Origin of the sequence: Pseudoduganella ginsengisoli (assembly GCF_009720865.1) — a bacterium.
GTDB classification, from domain to species: domain Bacteria; phylum Pseudomonadota; class Gammaproteobacteria; order Burkholderiales; family Burkholderiaceae_D; genus Rugamonas; species Rugamonas ginsengisoli.
Genome location: NZ_WNLA01000021.1, coordinates 24,604 through 46,114 on the forward strand (window position 1 = coordinate 24,604; position 21,511 = coordinate 46,114).

Here is a 21,511-nt window from a genome sequence, read left to right on the forward strand (position 1 = left end):
GCATGACGCCATCTTCGCCCAGTTGATTGATGAGATAAATATGGTATTTTGGAGAACATTGATCCATTAATGGATCACTCTATGAAGCTATCATGGAATACTTAAATGACATGGCCCTGTTTGTCGAAGTGGTCAAGGCAAAGAGCTTCCGCCGCGCAGGGGAAGCCATCGGCATGCCGATTGCCACCGTATCGCGCCGCATCAATGGCCTGGAACAGGCAATCGGCCTGCGCCTGCTGCACCGGACCACGCGCCGTATCGAGCTGACGGAAGCGGGCCAGCTGTATTACGAGCGCTGCCGCCGCATCGTGGAAGAAGCGCGGCTGGCGCACCAGCAGCTGGGCGAATTGCTGGAACAGCCCAGCGGCGTGCTGCGCGTGTCGCTGCCGGTGGATTTCGCGGCGATCTTCCTGGCGCCGTCTCTCGGTGAATTCGCGCAGCGCTATCCCGGCATCCGCTTTGAACTGGATTTAACGCCACGCAAAGTCGATCTGGTGGCGGAACCGTTCGATCTGGCCATCCGCATGGGCGACTTGCCGGATTCCGCGCTGATTGCCCGCAAGCTGGCGGATTTGCCGCGCTACCTGTACGCGTCGCCTGCCTACCTGGAACGCGCAGGCGAGCCGCGGCGCCCGCACGACCTGGCACAGCATGAATGCCTGCCGATGCTGCGCCAGCCGCCCGCCTGGCGCCTGCACAAGGCGTCCGATGCGTCTGATATCGTGGATGCTGCAATCAATGGGCGCTTCCACGTCAACAGCATCGGCATGATGCGGCAACTGGCCATCCAGGGCATGGGCATTGCGCTGGTGGCGCCGGAAATCGTGGCGGCCGACGTGGCGGCGGGAACCTTGCAGCGCGTGCTGCCCGGCTGGCGGGGGCCGGAAGTGCCCGTGTATGCGGTCACGGAAACCCGTTTGCTGCCCGCGAAAACACAGCGCTTTATTGAATTCCTCATCGAACTGCTGGGTTAAGCGTCCGGACGTCCGCCCCCCCTGCGCTTGGATAAAAGTTGACGGTTTTTGCACTAAACGCATGCCGCCCCAGCCTTTAAGCTCGTGGCTTTCAACTCAAGGGACTCACCACATGCGCCACTTTATCCATGCAGTTTTGCCGCTTTCCATCCTGTTTTCGGGCGCCGCGCTGGCCGACGCCTTCACGCTGTCCAGCACCGATATCGCGCAGGGGAAAATCATGAATGCGGCCCAGGAATTCAAGGGATTCGGCTGCGCCGGCGGCAACCGCTCGCCGCAACTGTCGTGGAAAGGCGCCCCGGCCGGCACCGAAGCATACGCCGTCTTTGCCTATGACCCGGACGCGCCGACGGGCAGCGGCTGGTGGCACTGGCAAGTCGTCAACATCCCAAAGAACGTTACGAGCCTGCCGTCCGGCGCCGCCAACCCGGCCGGCAGTGTCGGCATCAAAAATGACTACGGCGTGGCGGCATTTGGCGGCGCCTGCCCGCCCAAAGGACACGGCATGCACCGCTACCAGTTCACCGTGTATGCGCTGTCGAAAAAGCTGGACTTGCCGAAGGACGCTTCCGGCGCGCTGGCGGGCTACATGGTGCGCGCCAGTGCGCTGGCGTCGAGCACTATCGAAGCGCTGTACCAGCGGGATTGATAAAATAGCACTCTTATCAATGATCGTTCAGGATAGCGGTGGAAGGCGGCACAAAAGAACTTATCACGGCACTCAGCGCCGCGGCCAAAGCCGCGCTGGCAGGCGGCGCACCGCTGCCATTTTCGCTGTACACGTCGCACACGGAACAGCGCATCTTGAATGCGCCCATCCTGAAGCCGCTGCTGATCTGCGTGCTGGCCGGCGTCAAGCACCTGGGCCGGGACGCCGAACTGGTTTGCCCGGCCGGCAGCTTTGTCTTCCTGCCCAACAGTCCCACCATCGACATGCGCAATATTCCCGTCAACGAAGAGTATTGCGCCATGCTGATAGACTTCGACCATGCCGATTTCCACCAGTTCCAGCGCAGCGCCGTCCCGGCCAGGCCGCACTTGCTGGGGCCTGTCGATGCCGTGCTGGCAAAGACCTTGCAGCAATTCGCCGAATGGTCCGTCTATGCGCCGCCGGGCGCATGGCATTTCCGTAAAAAGGAATTGCTGCAACTGCTGTACCAGGCCGGCCATCATGGCGTCGCCGCCATGGCCGCGCCGCCCAGCTTCAGCCACCAGTTGCACGACATGATCAGCGCCGATATCGCTGGCGACTGGAGCGTGAAGCGTGTGACGGCGGCGCTGGCTGTCAGCGAATCCACGCTGCTGCGCAACTTGAAGGCGGAGGGCACCGACTTGCTGGCCATCGTCAACCGCACCCGCCTGGGCCACGCGCTGCATCTGATACAAACCACGCGGGACCCCATCGGCCGCATTGCAGACCGCTGCGGCTACTACTCGCAGTCACGATTTACAGAAAAATTCAAGCTACTGTTTGGCGTCACGCCCACCGGGTTGCGCAAAACCCGCTTGTGACCGGTGGCGCCTGTAGCCATTCCACGACATTGAACGGTGTCCAGGGCGGATTGTTAATTGCCGGACAGCACGGCTTGGCGGATACTGGCACAGTACACCACCTATGGGTTCCCCTGATGAAATCCGTGCTATGCAGTTTGCTGTGCCTGCTCAGCTTTTGCCATGCACTGGCAGGCGAAGCCGCCAAAGAAGTGGTCACGGTCGGCGCAGAAGACGACTGGGCGCCTTATTCTTCCGTCGTTGACCGCCAGGCCAAGGGCTTCGCAGTGGACGTGGTGCGCGAAGCGTATGCACTGGTCGGCATCACGGTGAAATTCGACGTGCTGCCGTATTCCCGCTGCATGGCCGCCACCAAGGCGGGTACGCTGGTGGCGTGCTTTGACGCCGTCCCCAATGCCATGATCGCCAAGGATTACCTGTGGCCGGACCTGCCTTTATTCACGACCCATATGAACGTTTATGCGCTGGCCGACTCCAAAGACAGCGGCATGGTTGCGCGCAAGCTGGAAGGCCGCACGGTGGGCGTCGAACGGGGCTACGAATATGGCGATGAATTCGATTTGAACACGAAGATCATCCGCAAGATCGTCGACAAGAATGACCAGGGTTTTAAAATGCTGCTGGCGCGGCGCATTGAATTCATGGCGGCCGAAGAACGCATTGCCAATGCGCTGTTTATCCGCTTCCCCACAGAATTTGGCGGCAAGTTCAAGCTGGTGGGAACCGTGGCCACACCGGGACTATTCATCGCGTTCAGCAAGACCGCACCCGACAGCGTCCGCCTGCTGAAAAAATTCAATGAAGGCTATGCCATCTTGCGCAACAGTCCCCGCTACCGCGCAATTGAAGCAAAGTGGTTTTGACACATGGCCGTGCATGCGCAGGACGATTCCCCGCCCCTGATCGACTCGATCGCGGCGCGCCTGCTGCGCATTATCTTCAGCTGTTATTTTGTCGTGACCGTCGTGGTGACGGCCGTGCAGCTGGGCGCCGAATATTCGCATACGCGCAGCCGCGTGGAAAAGGAGCTGCAAGCCATGCAGCAAACCTTCGGTCCCGGCATTGCCGACGCCATGTGGCGCTACAACGACGACATCTTGCGCGGCATCTTGTCCGGCATGGCGGAAATGCCGGCCGTGGTGGGCGTGAAGATCACCGATGAAACGGGTGCGCTGGTGCGCGCGGTCGGCACCGTGGTGGATGCAAACGGCGCGCGCAAACGGGCCGACGCGCAGGGCCATCTGGCAACCGTCACGGAAGGCGACGGCTTCTTTGAAGAGATGTTCAGCCGGGATTTTCCCGTGGTATTCGTCGATGAACGGGGCGATACGAAACACATCGGCAATTGGACCGTGTATTCGAACCAGCGCGTCATTGTGCGGCAAGTGGAATATGGCTTCCTGCTGATCCTGATTAACTCCGTCATCAAGACGCTGGCGCTGTGGTTCATCTTCGTGCTGGTGGTGCGGCGCTGGCTGGGCCGCCCGCTGCGCCAGCTCAGTGAATTCGTGGGCCGCATCAATGTCGATAACCTGGGCGATCCCATCGTGCTGCAAGACCGGGGCCGCAATGAACTGCACCTGCTGGCGGCCAAGCTCAATGAAATGACGGCCAATATCCGCGACGGCATTGCTGAAAAAGCGGAACTGGTGGCCCGCCTGCAAGACGAGCAGGCCAAGATCCGCCTGCTCAATGAATCGCTGGAACAGCGCGTGGCCGAACGCACAATGGAACTGGAGCACGACCGCCAGCAACTGGCCACCACCAATGCCCAGCTGGCGCAGGCGCTGGAGACCGTGCAGCGCGCACAGGAAGAATTGGCGCGCAATGAAAAGCTGACGGCGCTCGGCTCGATGGTGGCCGGCGTCGCGCATGAACTGAACACGCCGATCGGCAACAGCCTGATGGCGGCTTCCACGCTCAATGACAACGTGCACCGGTTCGCCGCCAGTTTCTCGTCCGGCATCAAACGCTCGGAAGTGGACCGCTTCATCCACGAAGCGTCTTCCGTCAGCGAGCTGCTGACCCGCAATATCATCCGCGCAGCGGACCTGGTGACCAGCTTCAAGCAAATCGCCGTCGATCAGACCAGTTCGCAGCGCCGCGCATTTGACCTGGCCAAGGTGGTGCGTGAAAACATCGATGCGCTGATGCCGACCTTGCGCAAGACGCCTTACAAAGTCACGCAGCACGTCGAGCAAGGGCTGGCCATGGACAGCTATCCCGGTCCGCTGGGCCAGGTGCTGATCAACCTGATCAACAACGCCGTGATACACGGCTTGCACGAGCGCAGCACGGGGGCAATTGCCATCGAAGGCCGCAGTGCGCGCGACGGCTGGATCGAACTGGTGGTCACCGACGATGGCGCCGGCATTGCCCCCGATATCCTCAACCGCATTTATGACCCGTTCTTTACCACCAAGCTGGGCGCCGGCAGCACGGGACTGGGGCTGAACATCACGCACAACATCGTGACAGGTTTATTGGGCGGCCAGATCCACGTGGACAGCACCGTGGGTGAAGGTACGCGCTTTGTCATTACCGTGCCGTGCGTGGCGCCGGCCGCGCGCGAGCATGGCGGGTGATACCGTGTTTTAAACAGGAGGTGGCCATGAAGCGAATACTCAGTCTGATGTTTTCCCTGCTCTCCGCAACCGCCGCTCATGCTGCCGACACGATCGTCATCGGCGCGGAAGACGACTGGTACCCGTATGCCGGCACGGTCGACACCAAGCCCAAAGGCATGGCTGTCGACATCGTCCGGCAAGCTTTCCAGAAAGCCGGCGTGGCCGTGCAGCTGCAATCGATGCCGTATGCGCGCTGCATGGAGGAAGCCAAGGCTGGCCGCATCTTCGGCTGCTTTGACGCGGCCCGCAACAGCGTGCTGGAACCGCAATACCTGTGGCATGCGAAACCCCTGTTCATTGCCCGCATCAATGTTTATGCGAACAAGGATGCGGCCGACAAAGGGCTGACGGTGAAAAACCTGGAAGGCAAAACCGTGGCCGTGACCCAGGATTATGAATACGGCGAAGCATTCGACACCAACTCAAAAATCAACCGCGTCGTGTCCAAGCACGACGTGCAAGGCTTCCGCCTCGTCAATATCGAAAATACCTGGAAATAAACCTTACCCGGAGAATCCCATGCAGCTGCAACTGCAACGATATGCCGTACTGTGTTCCCTCCTTACCTCCGTATTCCCCATGCATTCCGCCGTTGCGGCCGATACCCCCGAACCCGGGTGGAGCAGCAGCGGCAATGTCACGCTGGTTTCCGACTACGTGTTCCGCGGCGTATCCCCGACACAGGGCAAGCCGATGGCGCAAATGAACCTGGACTTCACGCATTCGGATGGCGCGTACGCGGGGCTGTTTGGTTCGGGCGTGTCGCATGCCGCGTACAACAATGGCTCCGGCACGGAAATCGACGTGTATGGCGGCTACCGCGCCACCGTGGCGGCCGATACCACCATCGATGCGGGCCTGGTGACGTACTGGTTCCCCGGCGCGCACTATGCCGCTGCGGGCCGCGACATCAAGTACCACACGCAGGAATGGAAACTGGGCGTCAACGTGGGCGCATTCAACGTCTATGGCTGGGTGAGTTCGAGCAGCGCGTGGTTCGGCTTTGCCGTCGATCCCGTGACCGGCAAGTACCATTCGACGCGCGGCACCGGCTATATTGAAGCGAACTGGAATCCCGAACTGCGCCCCGGCACCGTATTGAATTTGCACGCGGGACGGCAAGTGGTGCGCCACCTGGATGGTTTCAATTACTTCGACGTGAAAATCGGCGTCACGCAAACGTGGGGCAACTGGGCTGTATCAGCCAACGCCACGCACAACAGCGGCAAGGCGGAACGGGGCGGCGCGCCGTATTGGCGCTTCTTCAATGCCGATGGCACGTATGAAAACGTGGCCGGGTCAAGGTTTTTTGTGACGGCGGCGCGGAATTTTTGAACTTCGTTGCATCAAGCAGGGCCTGGGAATCCGAACAGCGTCGGCGCATCCTCAATTGCGAGCAAATTAGAGGCATCGATTGCTGTTCGCGTCGAAGGCATGTGCGGTGCACGCACAGGAACATATCCCAAATCAGCCATGGTCTAGCTCAGTCTATTCTGAGCTATCAGGGTCCAATGCGGTCCAAAAACCGTAGGGAGAAAACGAAAATGGTCCACAACTACAGGGTGAATGTCTAGTTTGATCCAGATTCAAAGGGTGAAAGTCTGAAACGAACCATATTTCATTTCGTCGGTCCAATCTTTAGACACTTTTCGATAGGGAGTGAATCATGGGATATGAACCGATGCGGCCAATAAACTTGCCACTTGGGGAGCTTCTGGACCTTGAACTCCACCTGATGAACGTACGCCCTGGCGTCAAGCTGGAGACCTTCATTACTGAGCTGTTACAGCGCTGGCTGACGATAGATAAAGAGCGGCTCGCACTGCGCACGAATGGGCCGGCAATACGCGGATTTCAATGGAAGAATATCTTCCTGCCGGAAGGAACTAATCTGCGGACCAGCCATCGCGGCAATGTTGAATTTGCCAAAGTGGTAGGCGACCACATCATTTCCGACGATGGCATATCGTTGACGCCGTCCTTGTTCGCCAACCGTCGCACCGGCGGACGCAATGCATGGCGTTTTGTATGGCTGCGTTTTCCCGGCAATGATTATTGGATCCGCGCTGCGGACTGCAGAACACGCTTTGAAGATCAGCGGCAGCAGCGGTCGGCCAGCAAAATTGAAACTCTTTGAATGCCCCCGTCGAGAGGCGTCTAAAGATTGGTCCAGAGAAACGAAGTATGGCCCGTTTTAGCCTCACGCCCCGCAAAACTGGACCGTGTTAGATTTTCACCTTGGATTTGTAGACGATTCTCGGCTTACCACTGTCGTTTTTCGACTGAGTTCGACTCAGGCGGTCCGAAATCGACTCCTCTAGACCGAGGCTGATTGGGGAGGAGCGGGAGGACGTCGCACTGGCACACTACTTCGCCATATGCGGAATACCATCAACGGCATGATGCCGGACGGCCGACTGCCACGCTACGCGGCCAGCAGTTGGGCGCCATCGTCAGGACTGGCGCCCACCAGGGCACTTAAGCCACGCTACTTCTTCGTCCCCAAATGAAAATAAGCAATCGCCGCCTGTAATTCCTCGGCCCGCGCGCTCATTTCCTCCGCAGTGGCCGCCAGCTGTTCGGCGCCCGCCGCGTTGTGCTGCGTGGTCTGGCTCAACTGGCTGATGGCGCCATTGATTTGTTCCAGGCCCGCATTCTGCTCTTCCGACGCAGCCGTGATTTCCTGCACCAGGTCCGACGTGCGTTTAATGTTCGGCACCATTTCATCGAGCAGCTTGCCGGCCCGTTCTGCCAGTTCCACGCTGTTGCCCGCCACTTCGCCGATTTCCTGCGCCGCCACCTGGCTGCGTTCGGCCAGCTTGCGCACTTCGGCCGCCACCACGGCAAAGCCTTTACCGTGATCGCCCGCGCGGGCCGCTTCAATGGCGGCATTGAGCGCCAGCAAATTGGTTTGATAGGCGATGTCGTCGATGATCAGGATTTTCTTGGCAATTTGCTGCATGGCTTCCGTGGTCGAGCGCACCGCTTGACCGCCCTCGCCGGCTTCCGCCGCCGCGCGCGATGCAATGGCGTCCGTGACCTTGGCGTTTTCCGTGTTTTGCGATACGGACGCCGACATCTGTTCCACCGATGCGCTGGTTTCTTCCACGCTGGCCGCCTGCTGGCTGGTTGCCTGCGACAGCGACTGCGACGTGCCGTTGATTTCCTCGGACGCCTGCGCCAGCGCTTGCGCACCAGACGCCACTTCGTGCACCACGGATGCCAGCTTGTCCTTCATCTGCTTCATCGCGTACAGCAGGCTGCCATTGTCGCCCTGGCGCAGCGACAATTCCGCTCCCAGGTTGCCGTCGGCGATTTCGCGCACGATGCCGGCCGCATATTCCGGCTCGCCACCCAGCTGGCGCATCAGGCTGCGGTATAGCCAGTACATCGCCAGAGCCGAAGCAACGACGGAAAAGCCCAGTAAGCTCAGCGTGGTCCGGTATGCCGCGCCGGCGGCGGCTTCCGCATCTTGCACGGCCTTGCCGGTACGCTCATCGAGCATTTGCAGGAACTCATTTACCGGCTTCATGATCTTGGCCTTGTTGCGGTGGTACGTCGCGTCGTGCGTCAGCTTGCGCGCCATTTCCAGGTCGGGCGTCCCCTTTTTCGTATAGCCGCCCTGGCCATCTTCATACAGCCCTTTGACGGCATTCATGGCGATGGTTTCCGCTTTCACGAGGCCATCCGATTGCGCCTGCGCTTCCTGCAGCTTGCCCATTTCTTGCTGCGTGAATCCCGCCTCTTTCATCAAGTCCAGCAGCGGCACGGTTTTGCCGGAGCTGGGCGGCGCCGGTTCACCGGCGGCAATAAAGTCCCAGTAAATGCGCTCGTAATTTTGCGGCCGGGGTTTCTTCCCGGAGCGGATATCAAGGATGTCGAAATACTGGCGCTCGTAAGCGGGATCGCCTGTCACGACAAAGGTGCGCGCCAGCCGCGTCAAGTCATCCGAACTCTGGCGCAGCTCGTCGGCCAGCAGGTAAGACTGGTAGCGCGACGCATGCGCTGCACTGACTTTGGCTTGTGCGCTGGTGATTTGCAGCAGCCCCCAGTACGTCATACCTGCCAGCGCGGCAACGAGGAGGACAAACAAGATAATGGTTTTTTTCAGCGACAACGAACGATTCATTATGTCTCCCGGAAAGGATGGATGAACCAGTGACGCACCGGCTTTTCCCATGTAGCAACACTATCGGAAGGCAAGCCGGCCTCACAAGTTGACCTTCGGTAGCTGTAGTCATTTCACGACGTTGCGGTTAAACTAACATTCCTGCTAGCGGTATATTTCAACGGCATGCGTGAGTCCATTCATGATACAGAGCGGTTTGGCGTTCCGGTTGAAAACATCGGGGCAGCCGTGCGCCGCAGCACAGATACGCAACGCCACCGGACACCCGTTCACCTGCGCGTTCCCACGCGCAAGGAAGTGCGCCACCTTCCCCCGCATGAGTTGGCGCCCCTGCTGATCGGCTGGATGGAGCATAGCCCGATTGAAATCGTCCCCAGCCGTGGTCAAATCCAGCTGGTCATTGAAGTATTGCTGGACCGGCCCGATGCGGCTGAGATGGCGCCGCTGGTCACTATGTGCAGGAATTACAGTTCTGATGCCTGAATGGAAACCGAACTCAAACTCACCCTCGCCGCCAAAGATATCCCTGCGCTCAAAGCCCATCCAGTGCTGGCCGCTGCCGGAGATCCGCATGAAATCGAGCAGCTGGACGTGTATTACGACACGCCGGAGCACGAGTTGTGGCAGCGCGGCTATGCCTTGCGGGTGCGGTGTGCCAGGGGAAAATACGTGCAGACATTCAAGGGTGGCGGCGCATCCGTGGGCGGCATGCACGTGCGCGATGAGTGGGAATCCGCGCTAGCCGATGGCAAACCCGATCCGGCCGCATTGGCCCGCCAGGCCGAAGGACACCAGACTGCCAGCGCGTTGCTGGCGCCCGGCGTTGCCGGCAAATTACTGCCGGTATTTACCAATACGACGACGCGTACATTGTGGAATCTGCAGCCTGCGCCAGGCTGCGAAGTCGAATGCGTGCTCGATGTAGCAACTATCCGCTGCGGCAAGCGCCATACGGCCATGGTCGAAGTGGAGCTGGAATTGAAACGGGGCGAACCTGGACAATTGATAGTCCTCGCACAGGAATTAAACAATGCCGTGGCGCTGCGCATTGAAAATGCCAGCAAGGCGGAACGCGGCTATGTGCTGGCCGGCGTGCGGCAGCCCCCAGCCCCTGTCAAAGCCCGTCCCATCGCATTGCGCGCCAAGGCCACGCTGGATGACGCCTTGCAGCGCATCCTGCAAAACTGCCTGGAACACATGGAAGCCAACGTGGCCGGTGTACTGGCGCAGGATATCGAATACCTGCACCAGATGCGCGTCGGCCTGCGGCGCTTGCGCGCGGCGCTGCACCTGTTCAAAAGCAAAGTGCAATTGCCCGCCGATTTGCAGCAGGACGTGGACTGGCTGGCCGCGCTGCTGGGGAAGGCGCGCAACTGGGATGTGTTCATCACGGACACGCTGGACAAGGTGGGCGGCGCGTCATGGAACGCGAGCCGCAGCGCACTGCGGGTAGCGGCAGCGCAGCACGCCGCCGCCGCACACAAGGCAGTGCAGCGGGCGCTGCATTCGCGGCGCTATACGGGCTTGATACTGGGCTTGGCGGGCTGGATATCCGGCCGGCAGTGGCGCCAGCCTGCCGATGGCGTGCTGCCGGGCAAGCTCGATAGCCGGGTACATAAAGGCATGCGGCCCTTACTGGCCAAGACGCAGCGGCGGCTGCACAAGCGGATACGTCGCGTGGACAGCACGGATGCGGCCAGTTTGCACCGGGTCCGCATTGCTGCCAAACAGTCCCGGTATGCGGCGGAGTTTTTCCAGCCGTTCTTAAAGCAGCGGCCATTAAAGAAGCAGCTCAACCGGCTGGCCACGCTGCAGGAAATGCTGGGCAACTTGAACGATGCGGCCATTGCCGATACCTTGCTGGCGCAGCTGGGGCGGGACCACGGCGCGCCTGCCGAAGCCATTGCATTTGCCAGGGGCTATCTGGCCGCAACGGCGGAGCAAAAGATGCGGTCGATAGGCAAGCCACTGCGCCAGATAAAGTAGCGCCCGCGCTGATGATCACGTTACAATCCCCGCGGTGCAAGTAACAATCAAATCAAGCGGACGATGGCCATCATTACCAACATTGAAGACTTGCGCCTGCTGGCGCAGCGGCGCGTGCCACGCATGTTTTTCGAGTACGTCGACTCGGGTTCGTGGACCGAATCCACGTACCGCGCCAACAGCAGCGACTTCCAGTCCATTTGCCTGCGCCAGCGCGTCGCAGCGGAACTGAACGCCACCCGCAGCACAGCGACCACACTGGCGGGGCAAGCCGCCACGATGCCGGTGGCGCTGGCGCCTGCCGGCCTGACGGGCATGCAGCACGCCGACGGTGAAATCCTGGCCGCACGCGCCGCAGCGCATGCGGGTGTACCGTTCACGCTGTCGACAATGAGCATCTGTTCCATCGAAGACGTGGCGGCCCATGGCGGCGCGCCCTTCTGGTTCCAGCTATACCTGATGAAAGACCGCGATTTCGTCGAGCGGCTGATTGCACGGGCGCTGGCAGCGGCCTGCCCGGTACTGGTGCTGACCCTGGACTTGCCGGTATTCGGCCAGCGCCACAATGACGTGCGCAATGGCTTGTCGGTGCCGCCGCGCCGTTCGTTGCGCACGCTGGCCCACTTGCTGGCGCGGCCACGCTGGTGCGCACGCATGCTGGGTACGCGGCGGCGCGGCTTTGGCAACATCATCGGACATGCGCGCTCCGTGCCGGATATGGATTCGCTGTCCGCATGGACGACCGAACAATTCCAGTCCACGCATTCGTGGCGCGACGTGGAGTGGGTGCGTCAACGGTGGCCCGGCAAGTTGATCGTCAAAGGCATCATGGATGCAGAAGATGCGCTGCATGCCTGCGACAGCGGCGCCGATGCCGTGATCGTGTCCAACCATGGGGGACGCCAGCTCGATGGCGCGCTGTCCAGCATAGCAGCGCTGCCAGCCATTGTGGATGCCGTGGGTACGCGTACGGAAGTGCACCTCGATGGCGGCGTGCGCAGCGGGCAGGATGTGCTGCGGGCGCTGGCGCTGGGCGCGCGCGGCGTGCACATCGGGCGGCCCTACCTGTACGGGCTTGGCGCGCTGGGCGAGCATGGCGTACGGGCGTGCCTCGACATTATCCGCAAGGAGCTGGAATTGACGATGGCCTTATGCGGGATGAACGACGTACACGAGGCCGGGCGGCACGTGCTGGCGAAGCCACTGGCTTGAAAGGCGGTGGCACTAAGCCGCCATGCACGCGCCGTGTTGGCGGCTATTGACCCTGCAGGCGCTGGCGGACGAAGGCTGCAAATCGTTTCACGCCTTCCGCAATCGCCTCTTCCCCCACGTTGCTGAACGCCAGCCGCACATGGCGTTCATGCCCCGGCGCCAGCGCAAAGAACGACAGCGGCATAACAATCACGCCAAACTGCCGCGCGCAGATATCGGCTTCCTCCGCCCCGAAATCAAACGGCAGCTTCAGCACCAGGAAGAAGCCGCCCTGCGGCACATTCCACGTGATCTGCTGCGGCCATTCCTTGAACGCACTGTCCAGGCACGCCAGCATCGTATCGCGGTTGCCGCGGTAATACGCCACGGCGGGCTCGATCGATGCGCGCAGGCTGCACTGCTGGTCGAGCAAGATGCCCCCGACGATGGCTTGCGACACCTGGCTGGTATTGAGCGTGGAAAAGCTCTTGGCCTGCGACAGCTGCGCCATGACCTGCTTGCCGCATACCTGCCCTTGCAGCATACGCTCCGGCACGATGGCAAAGCCGACCCGCAGCGCCGGACAGATGGTCTTCGAATACGTACCGAGGAACACGACGCAGCCATGGGAATCCAGCGCATACATGGGTGGGATGGTCTCGCCTTCGTAGCGGAACATGCCGTACGGATTATCTTCCAGCACCACGATGCCTTGCGCGGCGCAATAGGCAATGAGCTGCATGCGCGTTGCATACGACAGCACGCTGGCCGACGGGTTATCGAAGTCTGGCACCAGGTACAGCGCGCGCGGGCGCTTGCCATGCTGCTCAAGGCGCGCCACGGCGGCAGCCAGCGCATCGGCCATGTCCGCTTCGTCATCGCAGCGGAAGCCGGCAATCTCGATGCCGTGCAAATCCGCCACGCCGGTGGCGCCGATATACGTGGGCGTGCGCGCCAGCAGTACGTCGCCCGGCTCGCTGCACAACTGGCGTACGCACAGGTCGATGGCTTCCTGTCCGCCCGCCGTCACCAGCACTTCGCCTGCAAGGCAGGCAATGCCATGGTCATGCCGCACCTGGCGCGCAATCAAGCCATTGATGATGCCGTTGGTGTTGCCGTACTGGCCAAGCAAGTGATATGCCTGTTCTTCCGGCATGCGTTTTTCATCCGCAAAGTAATCGACGAAACGCGCGCCAGCGCCCATCCACTGCTGCAAATGGATGAATTGCTGCGCCGGGCGTCCGGAGGCAAACGAAATCGCCGCAGGAAAGCGCGCGGAAATCTCGTTCAGGAAATTCATTACATCGAGGCGCGTGTGCGCCCCTGCCGCCTGGCTCATGCCGGACCTCCTCAAAAGTCAGTAACCGCCGGACTGTTCCAGCTGCGCGAATAATTCGTTGACGTTTTCTTCGAGAAAACCGGCTTCGCCGCTGCGCTCAATGAATTCAAAACTCATGCCGGAATTCGGGTCGCGCTTCGAGAACAGCTGGCGCAATCCGGCGCCGCGGATGATGTCCGTATCGAACTGCATGCCCTGCTTGGCCAGCGCCGCGCCCACGGCTTCCACGTCATCGACGCCGAACGCAATGTGCGCCACGCCGGGGCCATATTCGGTCACCAGCCGCGAAACCTGGGATTCCGGTTCCGTGCCCTGGCACAGCACGAATTTGATATCGCCCTTTTTCAGCTCGGCGGAAATCATGCCGGTACGGGCGCCGCGAATGACACGCCGCTGTAACAATTCAAAGCCGAGGATGTTGCAGTAGAACGCAATCCCCTCTTCCAGGTCCCTGACAGCAAGGGCAATATGGTCTATACATTTAAAGTTTGCCGTCATTTCAGGCAAGACACATTCCATTCGCATCACACATCCCTCTCATTAAGAAAAACGTCTTACGCTGCTTACGCCAAGGCTGGAGCGCGATGCTGTCTGCGCCGTATAGCGCCCGCCGTTGCAGGCACAACACACAAATGCAATATACGAAGCCAATTATTCTATTATCAAGTATGCTTCGGTCACAATATTTTTAATTGTTAACTGTGGCCATTTAACCAATCCAATGTGACAACAGAAAGTAATGCCTTGAGTAATTTGTAGTTGCATTAGCAGAAATGTTGTCATGGCACGACGGATTCAATGAATTGGTTGACAGTGGTTTTATTAATATTTAACCTTTTTATCGAATTTACATCGTTGCCTGCGCAGCCACATTGCACAATGGTGAAGATTTCGTACTGGGGATAGAACGTTTGAGGCAGCCTCAACCCGTCGTCAAGGCGGTTCTATAAGTTATTAAAACCATGCACCTGGTGTGCACCCGAAGCGGGTGTCGAACGGGCAGCGTTACAGATGGAATTGTTCACATGTCACAGCACTGCTCCCTCGGCATAACCGCCGCCTTGCGCCGCGCATCGCTATACGTCGTCCGCGTAGCCGCCATCAAGATCCCGTAAGAGATCCCGGTCTTTCCAGCATTACCGCCATTCCGGCATGGGCCGGGCAGGATTTTTCTGTGAACGTTTGCTTCGTCCGGGCCACAAGCCGTGACGCGGGCAAGCCTTCAAGCATGAACTCTGATGAGGGGTCGCAGCATGTTGAGCACAGGTGTCAATCAGGTTTTGGAAAATGCACTGGCCTTGTCGTCCGTGCAGCAAGTGGTGTGGATCGATCAGCTGCTGCACCCCCAGGCGCCGCTGTATAACATCGGGATCGCGTGGCAAATCCGCGGACCGCTCGACGCCGCCCTGCTGGAACGCGCCATCAATGCCGTGGCCAACGCGAATGACGCGCTGCGCCTGGTGCTGGCCCCCAATGGCCAGCCACGCCAACGCATCCTGCCCCGCGCCGATATGACGGTTGCCGTCATCGACTTTGCCGGCGAACCGGATGCGGAACAGCGCGCGCACGCCTACATGCAGCAGCATATGCAGCAGCCGTTCGACCTGTCCGCCGGCCTGCTGTGGGAAGCGCAGCTGGTGCGCACGGGCGCTGAATGCCACTACTGGCTGCAGCGCTACCACCACCTGGTCACAGATGGTTTCGGCATTGCCAACATCGTGCACGCGGTGGCCGGCGCTTACAACCGGCTGCTGGCGGACGCCGGCGCCCACATCGAGGCCGGCCCGTCCTACCTCGACTTCATTGCCGACGACGCCGCATACCAGGCGTCCGCCCGCTATGCACGCGACCGCGACTTCTGGTGCGAGCGCTATACGCAATTGCCGGAACCCCTGTTCAAGCGCAAAGGATTCGCCGCGCCGGGCCAGGTAGCGCCTGCCGGACAGGTACGCTGGGCCATCCCGCGCACGCAATACGAACAGTTCGTGGCCTGCGCCACGCAGCATGGCTACACGATCACGCACCTGCTGATGGCCGCCATCAGCGCCTGCTTCTCGCGCCTGTGCGGCACGGACGATATCGTCATCGGCATGCCCGTGCACAACCGCGGCAGCGCCGCGCACAAGCGCACCATCGGCATGTTCTCGTCCGTCAGCCCGATCGGCGTCAAGGTCCGCCAGGACGGTTCATTCCTTGCACTGCTGGCGGACGTCGCAGCGGAAATGAAGCGCTGCTACCGCCACCAGCGCTTCCCCATCGCGGAATTGAACCGCTGCCTGAACCTGAACCACAGCGGCCGCAAACAGCTGTTCGACATCACCCTGTCGTCGATGAGCTTTAACGGCGACAACGTATTCGGTACGTCGCCCACGCGCGTGGTCCCCATCGATAACGGCTATGAACATGCGGCGCTGGCCATCGTACTGCGCGACCACCACGCGGGCGACGACGTCATGCTGGACTTCAACTACAACAGCGACGTGTTTGACCACGTGGAAGCGCAAGCCATCCAGCGCCGCATGGCGCTGCTGCTGGAAGCGGCCGTGCGCGATCCCCATCAGGCAATTTATCGCCTGCCGCTGATGGATGAAGCGGAACGCCATCAAGTGCTGTACGGCTTTAACGATACCGCCATGCCGTATCCGCGCGAGCTGCTGATGCACCAGCTGTTCGAACAGCAGGCCGCAGCCACGCCGATGGCGTGCGCGCTGCGCCACGGCGCGGACAGCATCAGCTACGCGGAATTGAACGCCCGCGCCAACCGCCTTGCGCGCCATCTGCAGCAACTGCAGCAACGGCATTTGCAGCCGGACGCGCGGATTGCCGTGTGCATGGAACGGGGCATCGATATGGTCGTGGCCCTGTTCGCCATCCTGAAAGCCGGCGCCGCATACGTGCCGCTGGATCCGGGCTACCCGGCCGAACGCCTCGCCTACATGCTGGCCGACAGCGCACCGGCGGCCGTGCTGGCGCAGCGCGGCACGCAGGCGCAGGTGGGCAGCGGCATGCACGTGATCGAAGTCGATGGCGAGGCACAGCCATGGGCCGCACTGGACGATGCCAACCTGCCTGCAGTGGCACAGGCAACGTCGCTGGCCTACGTCATCTACACGTCCGGTTCCACGGGGCTGCCCAAAGGCGTGATGCTGACCCACCGCAATGGCGTCAATTTCATTGCCTGGGCCTTGTCCGCGTTTACCGCGCAACAGCTGGAACGCACGCTGTGGGCCACGTCGCTGAATTTCGACTTGCACGTGTATGAATGCTACGTGCCGCTGTCCTGCGGCGCCACCATCACCATCGTGGACAACGCGCTGGCGCTGCTGCGCACTGAGACCGACGCCACGCTGCTCAATACCGTGCCTTCCGCCATCGAAGCGCTGGCCAATGCAGGCGCGATTCCCGCCACGGCCCGCACCATCAATATGGCCGGTGAAGCGCTGAAGCGCAGCCTCGTTGAAAAACTGTTTGCCACGACGGCGGCCGATACCGTCTGCAACCTGTATGGTCCGTCCGAAACCACAACGTATTCCACGTGGACGGCCATGAACCGCGCCACCGGCTACGTGCCCCACATCGGCCGCCCCATTGCCAATACCACCGTGTACGTGCTCGATGCTCAATTGCAGCCGGCGCCGGTCGGCGTCGCAGGTGAACTGTACATCGGCGGCGACGGCGTGGCGCGCGGCTACCTGAACCGCCCGGAATTGACGGCGGAACGCTTTGTTGCCGATCCCTTCGTGGACGGCGCCGTCATGTACAAGACGGGCGACCTGGGACGCTGGCTGGCCGATGGCAACATCGAATACCTGGGCCGCAACGACTTCCAGGTCAAGATCCGCGGCTTCCGCGTCGAACCCGGTGAAATCGAAGCCCGCCTGGCAGCGTGCGCGGGTGTGCGCGAAGCGCTGGTGATAGCCCGCGAAGACCAGCCGGGCGGCCAGCGCCTGGTCGCCTACGTGCTGGCGCATGATGGCGTGGAACTGTCGCCCGCCGGTTTGCGCGATGCGCTGGCGGCCACCCTGGCCGACTACATGGTGCCCAGCGCCTTTGTCGTGCTGGACGCCTTCCCCCTGACGCCAAACGGCAAACTGGATCGCAAGGCGCTGCCTGCGCCGGATGCCGATGCCGTCATCGTGCGCGCCTACGAGGCGCCTGCCGGCGAACAGGAGCAGGCGCTGGCCGCCATCTGGTGCGCACTGCTGGGCATCGAACAGGCGGGACGCCACGACCACTTCTTTGACCTGGGCGGCAATTCCCTGCTGGCCGTGCAGCTGGCGTCGCAGGTGCGCGCGCGGCTGGGCGTGGAACTGGCGCTGCGCGATATCTTTGCGGCGCCTACCTTGGCCGGCATGGCCGCAGCACTGGCGGCGGCAAGCCATGCCGCGCCCGCGGCGATTACACCTGTCGCCCGCGATGGCGCTTTGCCGCTGTCGTTCTCCCAGCAGCGCCTGTGGTTCCTGGACCGGCTCGATCACAGCGCCAGCGTGGCTTACCACATGCCCGCCGCCATGCGCCTGGCCGGCCCGCTGGACAAGGCGGCGCTGCAAGCCGCGCTGGACCGCGTGGTGGACCGCCACGAAAGCCTGCGCACCGTATTTACCGATGCCGATGGCGAACCAGTGCAGTCCATTACGCCGCCCGGCTGCGGCTTCACGCTGCTGGAAAAAGACTTGAGCCAGTTCGCCGGCCATGAACAGCAATTCGCCGTCATGCAGGCGTGCACGGATGAAGCCAGCCAGCCATTCGACCTGGCGGCGGGCCCGCTGATGCGCGGCCAGCTGCTGTACCTGGCGCCGAACCAGCACGTGCTGCTGCTGACCAAGCACCACATCATTTCCGACGGCTGGTCCACTGCCATCCTCGTGCGGGAAATCTCCACGCTGTATGCAGCCTTCCGCGCAGGACAGGACGATCCGCTGGCGCCGCTGGCGCTGCACTATGCCGACTACGCCGCATGGCAGCGCCGCTGGCTGCAAGGCGGCGTGCTGGCGCAGCACAGCGCCTTCTGGAAGGATTATTTGAGCGGCGCACCGGAATTGCTGGAATTGCCGGCAGACCGCCCCCGCCCTGCCCGCCAAAGCTATGCAGGCGCCACCTTGCCGCTGGCCTTGCCGGCCGCCCTGTCGGACGCGCTGCGTGCGCTGAGCCAGCGCCATGGCGTCACGTTGTTCATGACCATGCTGGCCGCATGGTCCGCGCTGCTGGCCCGCCTCAGCGGCCAGCACGATATCGTGGTCGGCGTTCCCGTGGCGAACCGCCAGCGCGCGGAACTGGAACCGCTGATCGGCTTCTTCGTCAACACGCTGGCGCTGCGCGTGCAGCTGGACGACGATCCCGCTGCCGGCGACCTGCTGGCGCGGGTCAAGGCATCGGCGCTGCAAGCAATGTCGCACCAGGACTTGCCGTTCGAGCAAGTGGTGGAAGCCGTATCGCCCAGCCGCAGCATGCGCCACAGCCCAGTATTCCAGGTGATGCTGAATATGACGGACATGGCCGGCGCGCAAGCGCTGTCGCTGCCCGGCGTGGAAATCGAACACATCAGCCAGGGCGGCGATACGGCGCAGGTTGACCTCAGCCTGACCTTGCACGACGGCGGCGGCGCCATTCACGGCGAACTGCGCTATGCGACCGCGCTGTTCGATGCCGCTACCATCGCGCGCATGGCCGGCTACTTCGAACGCATACTGGCCGGCATGGCGGCCGACGACCGGCAAGCCGTCAGCCGCATCGCGCTGCTTGATGCCGGCCAGCGCAACGAGCTGCTGGTGCAATTCAATGACAACGCGGCGCCGTATCCCAAGGACCGCCTGATCCACGCCTTGTTCGAAGAGCAGGCGGCGGCGCGGCCCGGCGCCACGGCGCTGGTATTTGAAGACCGCCACGTCAGCTATGCGCAGCTGAACGCCCGCGCCAATGCGATTGCCCAGCACTTGCTGGAACTGGGCATCCAGCCGGATGACCGGGTCGCGCTGTGCGCGTTGCGCGGCATCGGCTTGATTGCCGCCATGCTGGGCATCCTGAAAGCAGGCGGCGCCTACGTACCGCTGGACCCGGATTATCCTGCCGAACGCATGGCCTTCATGCTGGCCGACTGCACGCCGGCCGCCGTGCTGGCGGAGCGGGACCTGGCGCACAAGCTGCCTGCATTGTCCATGCCGCTGCTGTTGCTGGACCATGCCCGCTACGACGAAGCCCACCACGCCAACCCTGTGCTGCCGCAGCTGACCGCGCGCCACCTGGCTTACGTGATCTACACGTCCGGTTCGACGGGCAACCCGAAAGGCGTGATGGTCGAACACCACAACGTGCTGCAGCTGGTGATCAATGAACCGTGCGTGCAGATCAGCACAGACGATTGCCTCGCCTATTGCGCGAACCCGGCATTCGACGCGTCCACGTGGGAAATCTGGCTGGCCCTGCTCAATGGCGCGAAATTGCTGGTGATTCCCCATGCCGTGCTGCTGGATCCACACGCGTTTGGCGCGTTGCTGGAACAGCAGTCCGCCACCATCCTGCAATTGACGGTGGGCTTGTTCAACCAGTATGCAACGCCGATGGCAGCGCAATTCCGCCGGCTGAATTACCTGCTGTTTGGCGGCGACCAGCCCAGCCTCGCCACCGTGGCGCGCGTGCAGGCGCACAGCGCCCCGCGCCACCTGGTGCATACGTACGGCCCGACGGAAACCACGACGTTCACGGCGACGCTGGAAATCGACGGCACGATCCAGTCTGCCCACACGCTGCCGATCGGCCGTCCGATCGCCAACACGCGCCTGTACGTGCTGGACCGCCACCTGCAGCCGGCGCCGCTGGGCGTGGCCGGTGAAATCTATATCGGCGGCGCCGGCGTCGCGCGCGGCTATTTGAACCGCGCGGAATTGACGGCGGAACGGTTTATTGCCGATCCGTTCAGCGCGGAACCCGGTGCGCGCCTGTACAAAACGGGCGACCAGGGCCGCTGGCTGGCCAATGGCTGCGTGGAATTCCTGGGCCGCAATGACTTCCAGGTCAAGATCCGCGGCTTCCGCATCGAGCTGGGCGAAATTGAAAGCCGCCTCGTGGAATGCGACGGCGTGCGGGACGCCGTGGTGCTGGCGCGCCAGGACCAGCCGGGCGACAAGCGCCTGGTGGCCTACCTGCTGGCCGACGAAGGCGTCACGCTGTCGGCTGCGGCATTGCGCAGCGCGCTGTCGGCCAGCCTCGCTGAATTCATGATCCCCAGCGCCTTCGTCACGCTCGACGCGTATCCGCTGACGGCCAACGGCAAGCTGGACCGCCGCGCCTTGCCTGCGCCGGACGGCGCGGCGCTGGCGGCGCGCATCTACGAAGCGCCGCAAGACGATAACGAAGAAGCCATCGCCGCCATCTGGCAGGAATTGCTGGGTGCGGAGCGCGTGGGCCGCAATGACCACTTCTTTGAGCTGGGCGGCCATTCGCTGATGGCGGTGCAGCTGGCTGCGCGCATCCAGCAGCGCTGCCACGTGGCGGTACCGCTGAAGGATTTGTTTGATGTCCCCGTGCTGGCCGACCTGGCCCAGCGCGTGACGGCGCTGCAATTTGCCGAATTCATGGACGACGACTTGCAAGCCATGCAGGACGAACTGGGCGCCATGTCGGAAGAGGAATTGCGGGCGCTGCTGGCCAGGGAAAGCGCGGCGGACGAGCCGCTGTAGGCCGCTCAAAGAACACAAGTCAATAACAACGCTGCGGCGTCGGCGGCATACGCTATCCGCCTGACGTTAATTTAAAA

15 protein-coding genes are annotated in these 21,511 nt (G+C 61.9%); 12 read left to right on the forward strand and 3 right to left on the reverse strand.

Annotation, left to right across the window (positions count from 1 at the left end; genetic code table 11):
* Positions 1–92: 92 nt before the first annotated feature.
* The 8 genes from GM668_RS24090 (at position 93) to GM668_RS24125 (ending at position 7,250) form a co-directional block, all read left to right on the forward strand.
* Positions 93–974, forward strand: coding sequence for a LysR family transcriptional regulator (locus GM668_RS24090; protein WP_155441516.1), 882 nt, complete (start codon positions 93–95; stop codon positions 972–974).
* Between the two features lie 112 nt (positions 975–1,086).
* Entirely contained in the window at positions 1,087–1,623 is a 537-nt protein-coding gene (locus tag GM668_RS24095; RefSeq protein ID WP_155441517.1) for a YbhB/YbcL family Raf kinase inhibitor-like protein, read from the forward strand.
* A gap of 38 nt (positions 1,624–1,661) precedes the next feature.
* Entirely contained in the window at positions 1,662–2,486 is an 825-nt protein-coding gene (locus tag GM668_RS31815) for an AraC family transcriptional regulator (protein WP_211923446.1), read from the forward strand.
* A 116-nt stretch (positions 2,487–2,602) separates the two neighbouring features.
* Complete coding sequence (locus GM668_RS24105; protein ID WP_155441518.1) at positions 2,603–3,349, forward strand: substrate-binding periplasmic protein; 747 nt, start codon at positions 2,603–2,605, stop codon at positions 3,347–3,349.
* Between the two features lie 3 nt (positions 3,350–3,352).
* Positions 3,353–5,071: a sensor histidine kinase gene (locus GM668_RS24110; protein WP_155441519.1), complete on the forward strand. Its 1,719-nt coding sequence runs from the start codon at positions 3,353–3,355 to the stop codon at positions 5,069–5,071.
* Positions 5,072–5,097: 26 nt separating this feature from the next.
* Positions 5,098–5,613, forward strand: coding sequence for a substrate-binding periplasmic protein (locus tag GM668_RS24115; RefSeq protein WP_155441520.1), 516 nt, complete (start codon positions 5,098–5,100; stop codon positions 5,611–5,613).
* 19 nt (positions 5,614–5,632) lie between these two features.
* Positions 5,633–6,448 (forward strand): TorF family putative porin, encoded by an 816-nt coding sequence (locus GM668_RS24120; RefSeq protein ID WP_155441521.1) that lies wholly within the window; start codon positions 5,633–5,635, stop codon positions 6,446–6,448.
* Between the two features lie 331 nt (positions 6,449–6,779).
* On the forward strand, positions 6,780–7,250 hold the full coding sequence (locus GM668_RS24125) for a hypothetical protein (RefSeq protein ID WP_155441522.1): 471 nt from the start codon (positions 6,780–6,782) through the stop codon (positions 7,248–7,250).
* A gap of 351 nt (positions 7,251–7,601) precedes the next feature.
* Here GM668_RS24125 and GM668_RS24130 read toward each other — a convergent pair whose 3' ends face one another.
* Complete coding sequence (locus tag GM668_RS24130) at positions 7,602–9,242, reverse strand: methyl-accepting chemotaxis protein (RefSeq protein WP_155441523.1); 1,641 nt, start codon at positions 9,240–9,242, stop codon at positions 7,602–7,604.
* A 228-nt stretch (positions 9,243–9,470) separates the two neighbouring features.
* On the opposite strand from GM668_RS24130, the gene GM668_RS24135 reads away from it, so the two are divergent.
* The 3 genes from GM668_RS24135 to GM668_RS24145 all read left to right on the forward strand — a co-directional run bounded on the left by GM668_RS24135 (position 9,471) and on the right by GM668_RS24145 (position 12,440).
* Complete coding sequence (locus GM668_RS24135) at positions 9,471–9,725, forward strand: hypothetical protein (protein WP_211923447.1); 255 nt, start codon at positions 9,471–9,473, stop codon at positions 9,723–9,725.
* The gene (locus tag GM668_RS24140; protein ID WP_155441524.1) at positions 9,726–11,228 is read left to right on the forward strand and encodes a CYTH and CHAD domain-containing protein; all 1,503 of its coding nucleotides are present in this window, start codon (positions 9,726–9,728) and stop codon (positions 11,226–11,228) included.
* Positions 11,229–11,291: 63 nt separating this feature from the next.
* Entirely contained in the window at positions 11,292–12,440 is a 1,149-nt protein-coding gene (locus GM668_RS24145; RefSeq protein ID WP_155441525.1) for an alpha-hydroxy acid oxidase, read from the forward strand.
* Between the two features lie 43 nt (positions 12,441–12,483).
* Here the strand turns inward: GM668_RS24145 and GM668_RS24150 are convergent, their stop codons facing one another.
* Complete coding sequence (locus GM668_RS24150; RefSeq protein WP_155441526.1) at positions 12,484–13,758, reverse strand: aminotransferase-like domain-containing protein; 1,275 nt, start codon at positions 13,756–13,758, stop codon at positions 12,484–12,486.
* Positions 13,759–13,776: 18 nt separating this feature from the next.
* On the reverse strand, positions 13,777–14,256 hold the full coding sequence (locus GM668_RS24155; protein ID WP_229499824.1) for a VOC family protein: 480 nt from the start codon (positions 14,254–14,256) through the stop codon (positions 13,777–13,779).
* 755 nt (positions 14,257–15,011) lie between these two features.
* On the opposite strand from GM668_RS24155, the gene GM668_RS24160 reads away from it, so the two are divergent.
* A complete protein-coding gene (locus tag GM668_RS24160; RefSeq protein WP_170305799.1) occupies positions 15,012–21,434 on the forward strand; it encodes a non-ribosomal peptide synthetase in 6,423 nt (2,140 codons plus the stop codon).
* Positions 21,435–21,511: the final 77 nt, after the last annotated feature.

What these genes read in the sequence shown, in the direction of transcription:
- GM668_RS24090 (WP_155441516.1), top strand. Translation starts at nt 93, where the DNA reads ATGGAATACTTAAATGACATGGCCCTGTTTGTCGAAGTGGTCAAGGCA.
- GM668_RS24095 (WP_155441517.1), top strand. Translation starts at nt 1,087, where the DNA reads ATGCGCCACTTTATCCATGCAGTTTTGCCGCTTTCCATCCTGTTTTCG.
- GM668_RS24105 (WP_155441518.1), top strand. Translation starts at nt 2,603, where the DNA reads ATGAAATCCGTGCTATGCAGTTTGCTGTGCCTGCTCAGCTTTTGCCAT.
- GM668_RS24110 (WP_155441519.1), top strand. Translation starts at nt 3,353, where the DNA reads ATGGCCGTGCATGCGCAGGACGATTCCCCGCCCCTGATCGACTCGATC.
- GM668_RS24115 (WP_155441520.1), top strand. Translation starts at nt 5,098, where the DNA reads ATGAAGCGAATACTCAGTCTGATGTTTTCCCTGCTCTCCGCAACCGCC.
- GM668_RS24120 (WP_155441521.1), top strand. Translation starts at nt 5,633, where the DNA reads ATGCAGCTGCAACTGCAACGATATGCCGTACTGTGTTCCCTCCTTACC.
- GM668_RS24125 (WP_155441522.1), top strand. Translation starts at nt 6,780, where the DNA reads ATGGGATATGAACCGATGCGGCCAATAAACTTGCCACTTGGGGAGCTT.
- GM668_RS24130 (WP_155441523.1), bottom strand. Translation starts at nt 9,242, where the DNA reads ATGAATCGTTCGTTGTCGCTGAAAAAAACCATTATCTTGTTTGTCCTC.
- GM668_RS24140 (WP_155441524.1), top strand. Translation starts at nt 9,726, where the DNA reads ATGGAAACCGAACTCAAACTCACCCTCGCCGCCAAAGATATCCCTGCG.
- GM668_RS24145 (WP_155441525.1), top strand. Translation starts at nt 11,292, where the DNA reads ATGGCCATCATTACCAACATTGAAGACTTGCGCCTGCTGGCGCAGCGG.
- GM668_RS24150 (WP_155441526.1), bottom strand. Translation starts at nt 13,758, where the DNA reads ATGAGCCAGGCGGCAGGGGCGCACACGCGCCTCGATGTAATGAATTTC.
- GM668_RS24155 (WP_229499824.1), bottom strand. Translation starts at nt 14,256, where the DNA reads ATGACGGCAAACTTTAAATGTATAGACCATATTGCCCTTGCTGTCAGG.
- GM668_RS24160 (WP_170305799.1), top strand. Translation starts at nt 15,012, where the DNA reads ATGTTGAGCACAGGTGTCAATCAGGTTTTGGAAAATGCACTGGCCTTG.